The organism is Mangrovibacter sp. MFB070, assembly GCF_000705335.1.
Taxonomy (GTDB): Bacteria; Pseudomonadota; Gammaproteobacteria; order Enterobacterales; family Enterobacteriaceae; genus Mangrovibacter; species Mangrovibacter plantisponsor.
Map to the genome: position 1 here is coordinate 149031 of NZ_JJMI01000053.1, position 16669 is coordinate 165699.

Below are 16669 nucleotides of genomic sequence, written 5' to 3' on the forward strand. Positions count from 1 at the left end.
TTTTCCCAATAAAAAAACGGCCTTGCGGCCGCTTAAAGGTATGCTTATAAAATTATCAGGCTGACTGCGCCAGAGCAAGGCTCTCAATGCGCAAATCGCCGTGATAGATGCGCGCATGTTGCAGGCCCACGAATAAGCGTTCACCGCGTTGCGGCACCACGTCATCACGCATGACAACGGTCAGAGGGTCTGTGTACCAGCCAACCGGCTGCACAACCAGCTGCATATAGTGCCCTTTCGGGCTGACTTCCAGTACCTGAACAGGTAACGGAGAATCCAGGCTGGTTCGGCGGCTTACATCCACTTCCCAGGGGCGCAGGAACAAGTCTACCGGGCCCTGGTAACCCGGGGTAAAACCGAGAGGCCAGCGGTGAGCGCCAACGTGGAACTGGCTACCCTGCACAGATCCTTTTAACCGATTAACTTCGCCAAGGAACTCAAGAACAAAGCGAGTTGCAGGTTCACGCCAGACTTGCTGAGGTGCATCAGCCTGTTCAATATTCCCCTGGCTCATTACGACAACCCGGTCTGCAATTTCCATCGCTTCTTCCTGGTCGTGAGTAACAAAGACACTGGTAAATTGCAGCTCTTCATGTAACTGACGCAACCAGCGGCGCAATTCCATACGCACCTGGGCATCCAGTGCACCGAAAGGTTCATCGAGCAGCAGAATTTGTGGCTCTACCGCCAGTGCGCGCGCCAGAGCAACACGTTGTTTTTGCCCGCCGGAAAGCTGAGCAGGGAAACGGTCAGCAAGGTGAGAAAGCTGGACCATTTCCAGTAAATTAGCCACTTTCTGCTTAATAACCGCTGCAGACGGGCGCTCACGGCGTGGCAAAACAGATAAGCCGAAAGCGATGTTGTCGAACACTGTCATATGGCGAAACAGCGCATAGTGCTGGAACACAAAACCAACCCGCCGGTCACGCGCATGCAGCTTACTGACATCATTACCATGAAAGCTGATACGGCCACTGGACTGGTGTTCAAGGCCTGCAATTATCCGCAACAGTGTGGTTTTCCCGGAACCAGAAGGACCAAGCAGCGCCACCATTTGCCCGCCTGGAATATCCAGCGAGATATCATTCAGCACCTGAGTCCGGCCAAAAGATTTTTTGATGTTGTTTATCTCAATGCTCACTATTACCTTCCTGTTGCAGGTGTTTTTCCTGGCTGTTCAGGCGCCACTGCACTGCACTTTTCAAAAACAGAGTCAGAATTGCAATTAATGTCAGTAATGCGGCGGCAGTAAATGCCCCCACCGTATTGTAATCCTGTTCCAGCATCTCTATTTGCAGTGGCAAAGACAGCGTTTCACCACGAATAGACCCGGAAACCACTGATACCGCGCCAAACTCACCAATCGCACGCGCATTGGTCAATACCACGCCATACAGCAAGGCCCAGCGGATGTTTGGCAATGTTACCCGGCGGAACATTTGCCAGCCGGATGCACCTAACAGAATTGCGGCTTCATCTTCCTGGCTGCCCTGGCTCATCATCACGGGCACCAGCTCACGCACCACGAACGGGCAGGTAACAAACACGGTCACCATAATCATGCCCGGCCAGGCGAACATCAGTTGCAGGTTATGTGCCTCAAGCCAGCTGCCAGCAATACCGTTAGCGCCGTAGAACAGCAAGTAAACCAGGCCCGCAACGACTGGTGATACCGCAAAAGGGATATCCAGCAGTGTCAGCATTAACTGGCGGCCAGGGAAGGTAAAACGGGTGACCAGCCAGGCAAGCAATGTACCGAACACCAGGTTGACCGGAACTGTGATAACAGCAATCAGCAACGTTAACCAGATAGCAGTACGCATATCGGGGTCAACCAGGTTTTGCAGCACCGGCATAATGCCTTTAGAAAAGGCGATGGCAAAAATCGATGCCATTGGCACAACAAGAATAAAGGCTGATATCACCACACCCAGGCCAATCAGCGACCATTTACCCCAGTTGATGGGTTCACGCCGGGGGCGCAATTGTGAAATATTTGCCATTAATGCCCTACCACACGCCGACCAAAGCGACTCTGTAACGTGTTAATCCCAAACAGCAAAATCAGTGATGCCGCCAGAATAACTGAGGCAATTGCACTGGCTGCCGGGTAATCGAACTCTTGTAAGCGCACAAAAATCATCAATGATGTCACTTCTGTTTTCCAGGCGATGTTGCCGGCAATAAAAATGACTGCGCCAAATTCACCCAGACTGCGGGTGAATGATAATGCGATACCCGCAATTAACGCCGGTGATAATTCAGGCATCACTACGCGGCGGAAAGTCTGCCAGCGGGTTGCACCCAGGGTTTCTGCCGCTTCTTCATATTCCGGCCCTAACTCTTCCAGCACTGGCTGCACAGTACGCACCACAAAAGGAATACTGGTAAAAGCCATGGCAACCGCAATACCCAACCAGGTATAGGTAACTTTGATACCAAAATGACCCAGCCATTCGCCATAAAGACCATTGACCGAAAACAACGATGCCAGTGTTAACCCCGCAACAGCAGTGGGTAACGCAAAAGGTAAATCCATTAAGGCATCCAGCAGGCTGCGCCCGGGAAACTGGTAGCGGGTTAACACCCAGGCCATCAACAAGCCAAACACACCGTTAAACAGGGCGGCCACACCAGCAGACAGCACTGTCACTTTATACGCGGCAACCATCTGCGGGTTTGAAATAACCTGCCAGTACTGCGCCAGAGTCATCTGGCTTAACTGCATCACAAGCGCACTCAGCGGTAATAACAACACCAGGCAGATAAAAAGCAGGCTGGTGCCCATACTGAGTGTAAAACCCGGCAAAACACGCCGGGAAGAGATGGCAAACATTAGCTACGCCCTGCTGCTAACAACTGATCCAGTTCACCGCCACTGGCAAAATGCTTGCTCATGGCGTCTTTCCACGAACCAAATTTGTCTTCTACGCGAAACAGTTTGGTTTCCGGGAATTTGTCTTTCATTTTGCCCATTAGCTCAGGGTTATTTACCCGGTAGTAATAGCTGGTAATAATTTCCTGCGCTTGTGGGCTATAGAGGTAATTCAGGTACGCTTTGGCGGCTTTTTCGGTGCCATTGGCTTTCACGTTACGATCAACCCAGGTCACCGGGAATTCAGCAAGAATATCCACTTTGGGTACCACAACTTCGAACTGCTCGTTCGGGTACTGTTTACGGATATTGTTCACTTCAGATTCAAAGCTAATCAGCACGTCGCCAAGGCCACGTTCAGCAAATGAAGTGGTTGCCCCACGGCCTCCGGTATCAAATACCTGGACGTTTTTCAGAAACTGGGTCATGAAAGCTTTGGTTTTGGCTTCATCGCCGCCGTCAGCCTGGTCGGCTGCGCCCCAGGCGGCAAGATAGGTGTAACGGCCATTGCCTGAGGTTTTCGGGTTCGGGAACACCAGTTTTACATCACTACGGGCCAGGTCGCTCCAGTTGTGAATGTTTTTCGGGTTACCTTTACGCACCAGGAAGGCCATGGTGGAGTAAAACGGTGAGCTGTGGTTTGGCAGGCGGCTTTGCCAGTCTGCAGGGATCAGATTGCCTTTGTCATGCAGGATCTGAACATCGGTTACCTGGTTGTAGGTGACAACGTCGGCTTTCAGGCCTTGCAAAATAGCCAGCGCCTGGCGTGATGAACCGGCATGGGATTGCTTGATAGTCAGTTTGTCGCCGTTGTTATCCTGAGCCCATTGTTTCTCAAATGGCGGGTTCAATGAGGCGAATAACTCGCGTGCGACATCATAGGAACTGTTCAGCAGTTCCGTCGCGTGCGCACTGCCCGCCAGGACCAGAGACAGCGCCATTGCACTCAAGACACGTTTTACTGACTTACCCGCCATTTTGCACCTTCACTCAAACCTTATGAAATAGAACTCCAGTGTATTGAGAAGCGAGTCAAAAGTTATAACGGTTTTATATACCGTTTCGTGATTTTCAAGCGCAAAAGGGAATAAGACAAGGCGGGAGAAAACAGCATAGTTGCAGTCTTCATCAAAATGGGGAAAAGGTTAGTTTTAACCTGTTTATTTACACATCATAGTAATAATTTCAAACCGTTAGAATACATCTGTCGCCGGGTACCAGGCTCCTTTGGCAGCGATTTATAGTACCAGGCAAGACACATATCCGGGCCACCGGGCTTAACAAAGTTTTGCAGGAGGAGTACTGGTATGTGGAACACAAAAGTGACCAGCAACCAGCGGTGCGAAGAGTTATTTAAGGTGAAGATGGTTTCCCAGGTGAAAACCGTAATTACAGATTCAGCAGGTTAATTTATGGGGTAACAACTCAGATAACCAGAACAGTGATTAAGGCTTATTTTTGCCAGTACCAGGATGGAACAAAACCTTTCTGACTTGCGTATTTGACAGTTCAGTTATTCCACACCAGCACTTAACGTGCCGGTGTGTGATCCAATACCTGGTTACAGGTTAGCCAGGCGCTCACGCGAAGGCGCGAAATAATAGCCCCCGGTGACCGGGCGGGTAAAACGCAGCATCGCATCGCGTTTTCCGTCTGCCTCGCCAAACATACTCAGCAGTTGTGCTTCAATGTTATGTAGCCGTGCACAGTAGGCGCAAAAGTAGAGGCCATGCGTGCCACTGGCAGTACCATAAGGCAGGCTCTGGCGCACAATTTTCATGCTTTTGCCGCCTTCTTTCAAATCAACACGGGTCAGGTGCGAAGTCACCGGGCGCTCATCCGGGTCAATTTCTTCATTAGCGACTTTGGTTCGCCCAAACACCATTTCCTGCTCAGGAACTGCCATGCGGTTCAGTTGTTCCAGGTTGTGTTCCCAGCGCTGAACCAGAACATAGCTGCCGCCAGCATCAATGCCGCTATTGATAACAGCGACTTCACGACGAAGCGCGTCACCTGCCGGGTTTTCTGTACCATCAACAAAACCACTCAGGTCACGGTCTTCAACCCACCGGAAACCATGGGTTTCTTCAACAAAACTCACCACAGGGCTGAACAGTGACACAACAGCCTGTGCCACAGTAAAGTTCACGTCATGGCGCAATGACATAATATGAATCATTACATCGTGCTGAGTTGCCGGTGCCAGCCCTTTGCCTAAAGGGGTAAAGTTTTTCAGTTCTTCTGCGCCTTTGCCGCCACTCAATTCACGCCAGGTATCATGCCCAAACGCAACAACCGCACCTAAATGCGCATCCGGGAACTGCGCTTGCAGTTCACTCAGCTTTTCGCTAAAGCGCTTGCTCGCTTCACGTAATGCGCCAACCTCTCCCTGAACCTGGCCTTCCAGCCAGACTGCGGCCCGACAATGTTCAGGCAAAATACCACTTTGTGCCTCAGACATAACGCCTCCTGAAATAAAATTGTGCCGCCTGATGCGGCACTTTTGGGCATGATTATATTCTTTTTTGAGTAACACTCTTTGCGACTGCGCAAATCAGGACTCAACGCACCCAAACAATTTGCGCGACTGTCCAGTTCCTGAGTGTTTCATCCGGTGGGATAAGCCCTTCCGGCCCTTGCCATTCACCACTGAAGACATAGTGAATATGCTGGCTGCCAGGAGCCGTGCAATCTACATTACCCCGTTCATCTCCGGTTCCAGCCAGGCAATGCCCCTGTGCTTTATCAAAAATACCACTAAAGGGCGCGCCAATTTGCACGCCAGCATTGCTGCTAACGTCCGGGTCGGTAACCACAATACGCGCCAGAGAGCCTTTGTCACCACTAATGACTAACATCACCTTGTTATCTTTGAGTGCTTCAAAGTAGCGAACCACTTCACCATCTTGCATTTTCATCCCTTCACGCAAGTGGTAGTCACTGCCAATGGCAGCACTGATGCCTTCGCTGGTTAACGGTGTGCGGGTGGTGAGAGTGCCAAGCCCTTGCTCAGTTACGGATAAATCACTGCCAAACCAATTCCAGGGCGCAAGGGAAGACCACTGAAAAGAGGAGAAAGAAGCGCAACCACTCAACAACAGCGGTATTGCGCAAATCAGAATGCGTCGTGTATTCATCTACAGGGTTCCTTATCCTGATTGTATTGCTGCACTGGTGGCTTTACTCCATGGGGGCGGAAAAGCACTGCCGTAAGCGGGGATTCGTCACCCACCAAAAAAGCGCGACAACGTCAGCAACACAAAACAGTAACGACACCGGCGAACTGGCATCGTCCTGAAAAAAATGGAATGCCGTCTGGCACATGATAACCACTTGAACCACCAGCAGAATCCAGTACGCGTAGTGCCAAAGCCTCAGAAAATGCTGGCGCCATGCACACAAGAAAAAACCGGCAAGCGCAGGCAGCCCCATTAATAAGCCGCCCCAGAATGCCTGGTGATCAGGGTAAAAAAGCGTAAGTAAGGTATCACCTTGCTGGCGGGAGGCGCCAGCCATAATAAACAATACCCAGGTCCGGGCCTGTAGCAGTAACACGCACCAAAATAAGACAGGTAAGCGTAAACGCCCTGCTGCATCGTAATCATCGGGCGTAACCTGAGTATATTTATTTTTCATCGTGCTCAACCTGGGGCCGTAGGGATAAATAAGCGCCGGAGCCACCGGGCTTTACCCTTAATAAAACAAAGGATAAAAATGCCATTCACCTGCTAACAGATGTAAGAAAACGCCACTAAATATAACAATAATCGGCACAAACAGGCTTAGTATTCCTGGTCTTCTATCAGACGTTTCCCCATACTAATTGAATCATGCACTTCATAACCCAGGTGTTCATACATTGCCAGAACACTGTCATTTTCTTCCCGCACCAGCAGATTAATTTTGGGGCAACCGCGGGCAACCAGCTTTTTCTCCAGGCGATTCAATAATGCATTCGCGATACCGCGCCCACGGAACTCCGGGTGAACCCCCAGATAATAGGCCGCACCACGATGGCCATCATAACCACCCATGACAGAACCGACAATTTCACCACCCACTTCAGCTACCAGAAATAGCTCAGGGTCGTGATTCATCTTACGTTCAATATCCATTTCCGGATCATTCCATGGGCGCAAAAGTTCACAACGTTCCCACAGAGTGATCACCTCTTCGAAGTCGTCCTGGCGAAAAACGCGTATCTCCATGGTTATCCTCACTAAGTTAACCCAAAGAGATGATTATGAACGTTAGCGCAGCAATAGCCAATATCAGACACATCTATGTTGTAAAAATGGCATAATGCCTGGCTGTCATCCATTGAAATGAAACGTAAAACTTTTTTAATGCAGCGATTGTCGTTCAAGAGTTGACGATACGATATAACAATAATTCAGGAATCCACTTAGCATATATTTCAGGCCGCATGAGTAAATTAAAACTGTTTAAACAACTTACTTCCCGCCGCCAGTTACTTCTGACGGGCCTGGCGGCGCTGACCGTAGCAAGCACCACAAAAGCACTTGCGAAAGAAACGGCTCAGCCACTGAAAACACACAATGCCCACAGCAAGGCAAAAACCAGCAATAAAAGCGCCAGGCGTATTGTGATGATTGACCCGGGGCATGGTGGTATTGATTCAGGTGCCATCGGGCACCATGGTTCAGAAGAAAAACATGTCGTTCTGGCTATTGCCAAATATGTGCGCGGGATGTTGCGCCAGAAAGGGTTCGACGCACGTCTGACCCGGACTACCGATACATTTATTCCGCTGTACGACCGGGTTGAGATAGCACATAAACATGGCGCAGACCTGTTTTTATCCATTCACGCCGATGGGTTTACCAGCCCACAGGCTGCTGGCGCATCGGTGTTTGCGCTTTCCAACCGTGGTGCCAGTAGTGCCATGGCAAAATATCTTTCTGACCGTGAAAACGCCGCAGATGATGTAGCCGGTAAGCAAGTAAAAGACCGCGACCATTATTTGCAGCAGGTGCTGTTTGACCTGGTGCAGACCGATACCATTAAAAACAGCCTGACGCTCGGCTCACATATCATTCGCCAGATAAAACCGATTCACCATCTGCACAGTAATCACACCGAGCAGGCCGCGTTTGTCGTGTTAAAATCGCCGTCTATTCCTTCAGTGCTGGTTGAAACGTCATTTATTACCAACCCGGCTGAAGAGCGCCAACTTGGTACCACTGCGTTTCGCAAAAAGATAGCCACAGCCATTTCCGATGGTGTTGACAGCTACTTTAACTGGTTTGAAAACCACAAAGCCCATACGCGGCACGGATAACTTATGGAACAGCCTGATTTCAATGCCGTTAAAAACTGGCTGCTGGGGTTACAGGACCACCTGTGCCAGCAATTAAGCGCCCAGGACACGGCAGAATTTAGTGAAGATAACTGGGCCCGAGAGGGCGGTGGCGGTGGGCGTAGCCGCGTGCTGCGCGGCACGGTGTTTGAACAGGCTGGTGTAAATTTCTCCCATGTTCATGGCGACACAATGCCCGCTTCAGCAACAGCACACAGGCCAGAACTTGCCGGGCGGAGCTTTGAAGCAATGGGCGTTTCGCTGGTTATTCACCCGCACAACCCGTACGTGCCCACCAGCCATGCCAATGTGCGTTTTTTTATGGCAGAAAAACCCGGAGAAGACCCGGTATGGTGGTTTGGTGGCGGGTTTGACCTTACGCCGTTCTATGGTTTTAAAGAAGATGCCGTGCACTGGCACCGCACAGCACATGACTTGTGCGCGCCCTTTGGCAATGAGGTGTATCCACGTTATAAAAAGTGGTGTGATGAGTACTTCTGGTTGCGCCACCGCAACGAAGCCCGGGGAATTGGCGGCTTATTTTTTGATGACCTGAACACCCCCAACTTCGACCAGTGTTTTCGCTTTACTCAGGCAGTAGGTGAAGGCTTCTCTCAGGCTTACCTGCCCATTGTTGAACGGCGCAAAGGTATTCCCTGGGGGGAACGTGAACGCCAGTTCCAGTTATACCGCCGCGGGCGTTATGTTGAATTTAACCTGGTCTGGGACCGCGGTACGTTATTCGGTTTACAAAGTGGCGGGCGCACGGAGTCTATTTTGATGTCTATGCCGCCGTTAGTACGCTGGGAGTACGACTGGTCACCGGAAGAAGGCAGCCCGGAAGCCGCACTTTATACGGATTTTCTGCCTGTCAGGGAATGGGTGTAATTATACCCAAAAAAGCCCCACTACAATGTGGGGCAAACAGACATCAACGTTGTAATACTAAAATTCGGTTATAACGCCAGGCGTGTAACAGCCAACGGACGGGATACTCTGTGTGTTGCGGTATTGCCAACAGCACAACCAAAGTATCCCGCAGAGCCGTTAAATTGGTGACGTTTGCGCTTCTACTACAGCCAGTGCCACCATGTTCACAATACGCCGCACAGAGGCGATTGGCGTCAGAACATGCACCGGTTTGGCTATACCCATCAGCACCGGCCCTACCGTGACACCTTCAGAGCTGGAAACCCGCAACAGATTGTAGCTGATACGTGCAGCTTCCATGTTTGGCATAATGAGAATATTGGCCGCACCTTTCAGCGGGCTGTCTGGCATCCGTTCATGGCGGATACTTTCCATCAAGGCCGCATCACCATGCATCTCACCATCAATCATCAGGTCGGGTGCACGCTCGCGAACTCGTTTCAGGGTTTCACGCATTTTTATCGCTGCTGGTGCATCAGAAGAGCCGTAGTTTGAGTGCGACAACAATGCCACACGCGGCTCAATCCCAAACCGGCGTACCGTTTCAGCCGCCAGCAAAGTGATTTCCGTTAATTGTTCCGGGTTGGGATCATCATTGACGTAAGTGTCAGCAATAAAGGTATTACCGCTGGGCAGCAATAACGCATTCATCGCCCCTGCTGCTTTTACTTCATCACGGTAGCCAAATAATTTTTCCAGAATGGTGAAATGTTCGTGGTATTCCCCAACGGTGCCGCAAATCAGCCCATCGGCTTCACCACGATGCACCATAATCGCGCCAATCACCGTTGTGTTGCTGATAACGGTACGCTGAGCCTGCTCCTGAGTAACGCCACGGCGTTTCATCAGGTTGTAGTATTCCGTCCAGTAGGCTTTAAAGCGCGGGTCGGATTCATTATTAACAATATCGAAATCTTTACCCAGTTCAATTTGCAGACCGAGTTTTTTGATACGCATGTCGATAACACCCGGGCGACCAATCAGAATCGGGCGGGCCAGGCCAAGGGTAACCAGCTCTTGCGTGGCATGCAGCACACGTGGCTCTTCCCCTTCGGCCAGCACAATGCGTTTCGGGTCTTTGCGTGCCTGAGAGAAAATCGGTTTCATAAACAAGTTTGTTTTATACACAAACTCAGTCAGTTTCTCCCGGTAGGCATCCATATCTTCAATAGGGCGGGTCGCCACACCAGAATCCATCGCAGCTTTCGCCACCGCAGGGGCAATTTTGACAATCAGGCGGGGGTCGAAAGGTTTCGGAATCAGGTAATCCGGGCCAAAACTCAGTTCCTGGTCGCCATAAGCCGATGCCACAACTTCGCTTTGTTCTGCGTGAGCCAGTTCAGCAATAGCCTGCACTGCAGCCAGTTTCATCTCTTCGTTAATGGCGGTGGCTCCCACATCCAGTGCACCGCGGAAAATAAACGGGAAGCACAAGACGTTGTTCACCTGGTTAGGGTAATCAGAGCGGCCGGTACAAATAATGGCATCAGGGCGAACTTCTTTAGCCAGTGGCGGGAGGATTTCTGGTTCCGGGTTTGCCAGGGCAAGAATCAATGGCGCTTCGGCCATCTTTTTCACCATGTCCTGCGTCAGAACTTTCGGGCCAGAACAACCCAGGAAAATATCAGCACCAGCAATAACATCATCCAGGGTACGGCGGCCATCATCGACCACGGCGTAGGCAGCTTTAGTTTCCACCATATTCGCATCACGCCCCTGGTAGATAACGCCTTTGGAATCGCACACCACAATATTGTGCTTTTGCATTCCCAGTGCCACCAGCAGGTTCATACAGGCAATTGCGGAGGCACCAGCCCCGGAAACCACCAGCCGGACATCGCCAATATTCTTTTTCACTACCCGCAGGCCATTTAATACCGCTGCCGTACAGATAATAGCCGTGCCATGCTGGTCATCATGAAAAACCGGGATCTTCATGCGTTCGCGAAGTTTCTTCTCAATGTAGAAACACTCTGGCGCTTTAATATCTTCCAGGTTGATCCCGCCAAATGTTGGCTCCAGAGCCGCCACCACGTCGATCAGTTTGTCCGGATCGTGTTCATCCACTTCAATATCGAACACATCAATACCGGCAAATTTCTTAAACAGAACCCCTTTACCTTCCATTACGGGTTTTCCGGCCAGTGCGCCTATATTCCCCAACCCCAAAACCGCAGTACCATTAGAAACTACTGCCACCAGGTTGCCGCGCGCAGTATATTTATGCGCGGCAAGCGGATTTTCGGCAATTTCCAGGCAGGGTGCAGCCACGCCCGGTGAATAAGCCAGTGCCAGGTCGCGTTGGGTTGCCAGTGGTTTGGTTGGCGAAACCTGAATTTTACCCGGTACGGGGAATTCATGAAAATCGAGGGCACTTTGCTTTAGTTGTTCGTCCATTTTGTAGTCCTGTTAGTTTCAAGCAGGCGATGAAAAGAAGCGGTACGATGTAACCCGCCAGGCCCGACAAGTATTACCTGGCGGTGCAACCTAAACTTTGAAGGCAGTTAGATTCCTGAAAATAGTCAAAGATTTGTTAGCTAATTATAAATGGTATGTTACCCGGCTGCGGAGCCACTGCATGGGTTGTTTGCTACGCTTTTTGTTAACCAGGTCTCGTTTTTTACCTGGCGTGCGGAGAAAGCGCCGGTTCTGAATACAGGAGAAGTCAACATGAACCAACTTGATGCAATTAAACAGTTTACGACCGTCGTCGCCGACAGTGGCGATATCTCATCTATCCTGCACTACCAGCCGCAGGATGCGACCACCAACCCGTCTTTATTGCTCAAGGCTGCCAGCCTGCCGCAATATCAGCATTTGATTGAAGACGCTTTGGCCTGGGGCAACAAGCAAGGTGCAACCCAGGAAGTTCAAATTAAAGCCGCCTGTGACAAACTGGCAGTAAATGTCGGTGCGGAAATTCTGAAAAATATCCCGGGCCGGGTTTCAACCGAAGTGGATGCGCACCTCTCTTTCGATACACAGAAAAGTATTCGTAAGGCACATGAGTTGGTGGAAATGTATGCCGCTCAGGGGTTTGATACGTCGCGTATTCTTATCAAGCTGGCAGCAACCTGGGAAGGGATCCGCGCAGCAGAACACCTGGAGCGCGATGGTATTCATTGTAACCTCACCTTGTTATTTTCACTGGCTCAGGCCAGAGCCTGTGCTGAGGCGGGTGTTTTTCTTATCTCGCCTTTTGTCGGCCGTATTTATGACTGGTTCCAGACCCGCACGCCGTTATCGCCTTACATCGTGGAAGAAGATCCAGGTGTGAAATCGGTGCGTAATATCTACGATTACCTGAAACGCCACCGTTACCCGACCATTGTCATGGGTGCCAGCTTCCGCCGTATTGAACAAATTCTGGCACTGGCCGGTTGTGACCGGTTAACCATTTCACCGGCGTTGCTGGAAGAACTGCAGAATAGTGATGAACCGGTTATCCGTAAATTGATCCCGTCTTCTGAAACGTTCTCAACGCCACAACCGTTAAGTGAAGCGGCATTCCGTTGGGATCAAAACCTGGATGAAATGGCGACAGATAAACTGGCCGAGGGAATACGATTATTCGCCGCCGACCAGCGCAAACTGGAAGATCTACTGGCAGCCAAAAACCAGCAGTAGCAGGCTCACCAGGTGGCGGGGCCGTGATGATATTCGGCCTCAGCTACCTTACCAGCACAGGTTTTAGTTGGCCACCCACAGCGTTGGCCAGGCATCTGCGGTTTCCTGCCCGTCACACACGGGCTGTGAAGCCAGGCGCACCAGGCTGAACTGATCGTCAGTATAGCGCCAGCGGGTCGTCACTCCGCAATCAGCAAACCCACGCCCTTTATTCAGAGTAACAAACTCCTGGTCATGGTCATCAAAACGGGTGTTCATCAGTTCCACATCCCTGTCGTGATCTTCCCAGTTAAAAGGCAGGCGCAGGTGAATACGCCGGGCATGAAAAGGTTTTTCACGGTTCAGAACCCACACCAGATCAACCACGTTATAGGCACCGGACTCACAACTCACCATCAGAATGGCTTTATTACCGGACAGTGGAGCGACACGAACTTCACGTTGCGAAGGATCCATTGAACAACGGCTGTTTGCCATGCGCCATGATCCATAATCGAGTAGATCGTTAAGCTCAGTTGCGCTAAGTGGCGTTACGGGAAGTTCAGGTTTATTAATGGCCACTAAACCAGGGGCTGGTGGTGTTTTCTCTGGCGGTAAGCCACCAGGATCAATCCAGGCGCTTTGGTTACCCAGGCGTTGTTGCACGGTATCGATAAATTCCAGAGCACTTTTCAGGCCATCAAGGGAAACCGAACCCTGCGCATGCACAAGCGTTATGGGGGAATTATCCGTGTCTGCCACCAGGTTGCGTAACAAGTCCGTTATCACACCCGGGTTGGTGGTTTTTACCCGATGAGGTGTAATTTGCCAGGATTTTTTATCCAGTTGTAATGGTTTCCCACGCCATAACAGGCGGCCATTAATCGCCGGGAGCTTTGTTGGCGGCGCATAAAGTGAGCCCAGTTCAATACGTAAAGACATATCGTCTTTGGCACCGGCACTGCGCGACAGCGCCATTATCAGCCCGTGATGGTGGCTTACATTACGGGCCTGGCAAAAATTTTGGTTATTACAGGTGACCAGCCAGTCAGCAAATTGCTGCTGCGCGGGGCCAGCCAAAGCAAGCCCCGGCAACATGCCGGATAATAAAATACCCAGAAAAAAGAGACGACCGGATGATAAGCGCACAGACAATCCTGTAAACCAGAATGAGCAAAATAACGTCGCCGTATCTTCGTTCCCCTTGCGGGCTGGCTCAATAAGATTTGTCGGATTGAAAAAAAACGAATCTCAAAATGAATGTGGCCGTTAATCCATACAGCCACTTAGCTTAAGATGTTGCAGTAAAATCACTGTCTTGCCATCGCAAATTTCGCCACTACGCACTTTTTCCATTGCATCATCAAAAGCCATTTCAATGACATCAATGGCTTCATCATCAACGCCCCCCCCGGCACTTTTCTTCAATTGCGCGCTATAAGGTGCAATAAAGAAATAAACAACTTCTGTTACCCCGCCAGGAGACATATACAGTTCAAAGACTTTTTCGACCTCACCCACCTGGTAACCCGTTTCTTCCATGGCTTCTTTACGGGCGCAGGCTTCAGGTGCATCGTTGTCCAGTAACCCGGCACAGGCTTCAATCAGCCGCCCATCCTCGTTACCATTCACCCAGGTTGCCACACGAAACTGACGGGTCAACACCACACTGCGCTGGTCGCGGTTATACAGCAAGATTGTTGCGCCGTTTCCCCGGTCGTAAACCTCGCGCTTTTGGCGAATAACTTCGCCATTATTACGGGTCAGTTCGTAGGTGATGTTGCGCAGAATAAAGTAATTATCAGAGAGGACTTTGTCTTTGATGATAGTAATTTTTGGCGGCATAGCGGCTCCTGAAAACAGACATGAGTCACCATACTACGCCGCCAGAGGCAATTTGTCGTTGCCGTTTTATTACCGTAAAAACGCTATTGCAGCCAGGCCTGCTGAGGCACAATACTGAGGTAATTCATAATCCCCTGAGCCGCATGCCGGCCTTCAGCCATGGCGGTGACGACCAGGTCGGCCCCACGGACTGCATCACCACCAGCAAAGATTTTCGGGTGGCTGGTCTGGTAACGATAAGTGCTGGTGACATGCGCCAGAATACGCCCACGGTTATCCAGAGAAACGCCCTGCTCTTCCAGCCAGGGTAAATTGTGTGGATGGAAACCAAATGCCATTAACACTGCGTCAGCCGGTAACACGAACTCACTGCCTTCAATGGGAACAGGGCGCCGGCGGCCAGCGCTGTCAGGTTCACCCATACGGGTGCGCTGCATACGAATTCCTGCAACACTGCCCTGTTCATTGAGCACAATTTCCAGCGGCTGGACGTTAAACTCAAATGCAGCCCCTTCTTCCCGGGCATTTTTTACTTCTTTTTTCGAACCAGGCATATTGGCTTCATCGCGCCGGTAAGCACAGGTGACATTGGCGGCATTCTGCCTCAGGGCAGTACGCACACAGTCCATTGCGGTATCCCCACCACCCAGTACTACCACATCTTTCCCGGCCAGGTTCGCATAAGGTTCATTGGGTGATTCGGGCAGGCCCATAACATTACGCGTGTTGGCAATTAAGTACGGCAGTGCATCATGGACGCCTGGTGCGTCTTCATTTTCCAGGCCAGCTTTCATTGAACGGTAGGTTCCCACACCAACAAACACCGCATCGTACTCTTCGAGGATTTGTTGTAACGGAATGTCTGCGCCCACTTCGCAATTCAGATGGAATGTAACACCCATTTCAGTGAAGATTTCCCGGCGGCGTTGTAAGAGGCCTTTCTCCAGTTTAAACGCCGGAATACCAAACGTGAGCAACCCGCCAATTTCAGGGTGGCGATCAAACACAGTTACCGAGACACCATTACGAGTCAGGACATCCGCGCAGGCAAGCCCTGCCGGGCCGGCACCAATCACAGCGACAGATTTATTGGCTGGTGAAATATTACCCAACTGCGGTTTCCAGCCAGCGGAGAAGGCCTGGTCGGTAATATAACGCTCGATGTTGCCAATAGTGACAGCTCCGGATTTGTCACGCAAGGTGCACTGGCTTTCGCACAGGCGGTCTTGCGGGCAAACACGCCCGGTAATTTCAGGCAGGCTGTTGGTCTGGTGTGAGAGCTCAACGGCTTCCATCACCCTGCCTTCTTTGACCAACTCTATCCACTGTGGAATATGGTTATGTAACGGGCAGGACCATTCACAGATGCTGTGTTCGCCACAAGTCAGGCAACGACGAGCCGCATTGCTGGCCTGGTCGCGGTCATAAGTCAGGTAAATTTCATCAAAGCAGCGTTTACGCCGCTCAGCATCAAGTTTGACAGCCTCTTCACGGTGGGCGGTAGTGCGCATTTGCTGCACTTTGGTATTCACCCCCACTTTAATCGGAACACCGCCCCCCGCTTCACGCCCTGCTGCTTGCTGGCGGCGTTGTTTGGCAAGAGATGTCAGCATTTGTGGGGTAATTAGCTTTAATGCCCCGCTTGGGCAATTTTCCACGCAGGCCGGGCCGGATTCTCGCCCTGCACATAAGTCACATTTCTGGGCAATCCCCCGGCCTGCGGCTGCCGGTGCATCAACCACAATGTCCATCGCCCCGAACGGGCAGGCGACAACACAAGACTTGCAACCAATACATCTCTGGTTGCGCAACTGGATAGTGCCAGATTCACGATAAATCGCATCGTTTGGGCAGCTTTGCAGGCAAGGGGCATCTTCACAATGGCGGCAAGTTACCGCACTGCGCTGCTCACCTTGCGCAATCACATGAATTCGCGGCAAAAACTGTTCCGGCGCGACAACATGGTGTTCATTATTATGGGACATCACGCAGGCAACTTCACAGGCATGGCACCCCAGGCAGTCCTGGGTGTTGGCAATCACAAAACGATTCATCATTATTCTGGCCATTATCAATAGGTACAGTTTTTATAA

At 51.0% G+C, this 16669-nt stretch carries 15 protein-coding genes; 3 read left to right on the forward strand and 12 right to left on the reverse strand.

The window, feature by feature from the left end:
• Positions 1-55 precede the first annotated feature (55 nt).
• From cysA to DT73_RS23855, 8 genes are all read right to left on the reverse strand, one after another.
• Complete coding sequence (cysA, locus tag DT73_RS23820) at positions 56-1141, reverse strand: sulfate/thiosulfate ABC transporter ATP-binding protein CysA (RefSeq protein ID WP_036116241.1); 1086 nt, start codon at positions 1139-1141, stop codon at positions 56-58.
• The gene (gene cysW, locus DT73_RS23825) at positions 1131-2003 is read right to left on the reverse strand and encodes a sulfate/thiosulfate ABC transporter permease CysW (protein ID WP_036116243.1); all 873 of its coding nucleotides are present in this window, start codon (positions 2001-2003) and stop codon (positions 1131-1133) included. The genes cysA and cysW overlap by 11 nt, the downstream gene beginning before the upstream one ends.
• A complete protein-coding gene (cysT, locus tag DT73_RS23830) occupies positions 2003-2836 on the reverse strand; it encodes a sulfate/thiosulfate ABC transporter permease CysT (RefSeq protein ID WP_036116244.1) in 834 nt (277 codons plus the stop codon). Before cysT ends, cysW begins: the two co-directional genes overlap by 1 nt.
• Positions 2836-3852 carry a sulfate ABC transporter substrate-binding protein gene (locus DT73_RS23835; RefSeq protein WP_036116245.1) on the reverse strand — a complete coding sequence of 339 codons (1017 nt, stop codon included), beginning with the start codon at positions 3850-3852 and terminating at the stop codon, positions 2836-2838. Before DT73_RS23835 ends, cysT begins: the two co-directional genes overlap by 1 nt.
• Positions 3853-4436: 584 nt before the next feature.
• Positions 4437-5336 (reverse strand): Dyp-type peroxidase, encoded by a 900-nt coding sequence (locus DT73_RS23840; protein ID WP_036116247.1) that lies wholly within the window; start codon positions 5334-5336, stop codon positions 4437-4439.
• A 100-nt stretch (positions 5337-5436) separates the two neighbouring features.
• On the reverse strand, positions 5437-6012 hold the full coding sequence (locus DT73_RS23845; protein ID WP_036116249.1) for an RpoE-regulated lipoprotein: 576 nt from the start codon (positions 6010-6012) through the stop codon (positions 5437-5439).
• A gap of 43 nt (positions 6013-6055) precedes the next feature.
• Positions 6056-6511 (reverse strand): DUF2919 domain-containing protein, encoded by a 456-nt coding sequence (locus DT73_RS23850; RefSeq protein WP_036116251.1) that lies wholly within the window; start codon positions 6509-6511, stop codon positions 6056-6058.
• A gap of 146 nt (positions 6512-6657) precedes the next feature.
• Positions 6658-7083 carry a GNAT family acetyltransferase gene (locus DT73_RS23855; protein ID WP_036116253.1) on the reverse strand — a complete coding sequence of 142 codons (426 nt, stop codon included), beginning with the start codon at positions 7081-7083 and terminating at the stop codon, positions 6658-6660.
• Positions 7084-7301: 218 nt separating this feature from the next.
• Between DT73_RS23855 and amiA the strand changes: the two genes are divergently transcribed.
• Complete coding sequence (gene amiA / locus DT73_RS23860) at positions 7302-8177, forward strand: N-acetylmuramoyl-L-alanine amidase AmiA (protein WP_036116255.1); 876 nt, start codon at positions 7302-7304, stop codon at positions 8175-8177.
• Between the two features lie 3 nt (positions 8178-8180).
• On the forward strand, positions 8181-9083 hold the full coding sequence (gene hemF / locus DT73_RS23865) for an oxygen-dependent coproporphyrinogen oxidase (protein WP_036116257.1): 903 nt from the start codon (positions 8181-8183) through the stop codon (positions 9081-9083).
• Between the two features lie 159 nt (positions 9084-9242).
• Here the strand turns inward: hemF and maeB are convergent, their stop codons facing one another.
• The gene (gene maeB, locus DT73_RS23870) at positions 9243-11522 is read right to left on the reverse strand and encodes an NADP-dependent oxaloacetate-decarboxylating malate dehydrogenase (RefSeq protein WP_036116259.1); all 2280 of its coding nucleotides are present in this window, start codon (positions 11520-11522) and stop codon (positions 9243-9245) included.
• 273 nt (positions 11523-11795) lie between these two features.
• Between maeB and tal the strand changes: the two genes are divergently transcribed.
• On the forward strand, positions 11796-12752 hold the full coding sequence (gene tal, locus DT73_RS23875) for a transaldolase (protein ID WP_036116460.1): 957 nt from the start codon (positions 11796-11798) through the stop codon (positions 12750-12752).
• A 63-nt stretch (positions 12753-12815) separates the two neighbouring features.
• On the opposite strand, the gene DT73_RS23880 is transcribed toward tal, so the two are convergent.
• The 3 genes from DT73_RS23880 to aegA all read right to left on the reverse strand — a co-directional run bounded on the left by DT73_RS23880 (position 12816) and on the right by aegA (position 16630).
• Positions 12816-13829: a DUF1176 domain-containing protein gene (locus tag DT73_RS23880; protein WP_051691533.1), complete on the reverse strand. Its 1014-nt coding sequence runs from the start codon at positions 13827-13829 to the stop codon at positions 12816-12818.
• A gap of 171 nt (positions 13830-14000) precedes the next feature.
• Entirely contained in the window at positions 14001-14576 is a 576-nt protein-coding gene (gene nudK, locus DT73_RS23885; RefSeq protein ID WP_036116271.1) for a GDP-mannose pyrophosphatase NudK, read from the reverse strand.
• A gap of 83 nt (positions 14577-14659) precedes the next feature.
• Positions 14660-16630, reverse strand: coding sequence for a formate-dependent uric acid utilization protein AegA (gene aegA, locus DT73_RS23890; protein WP_036116272.1), 1971 nt, complete (start codon positions 16628-16630; stop codon positions 14660-14662).
• Positions 16631-16669: the final 39 nt, after the last annotated feature.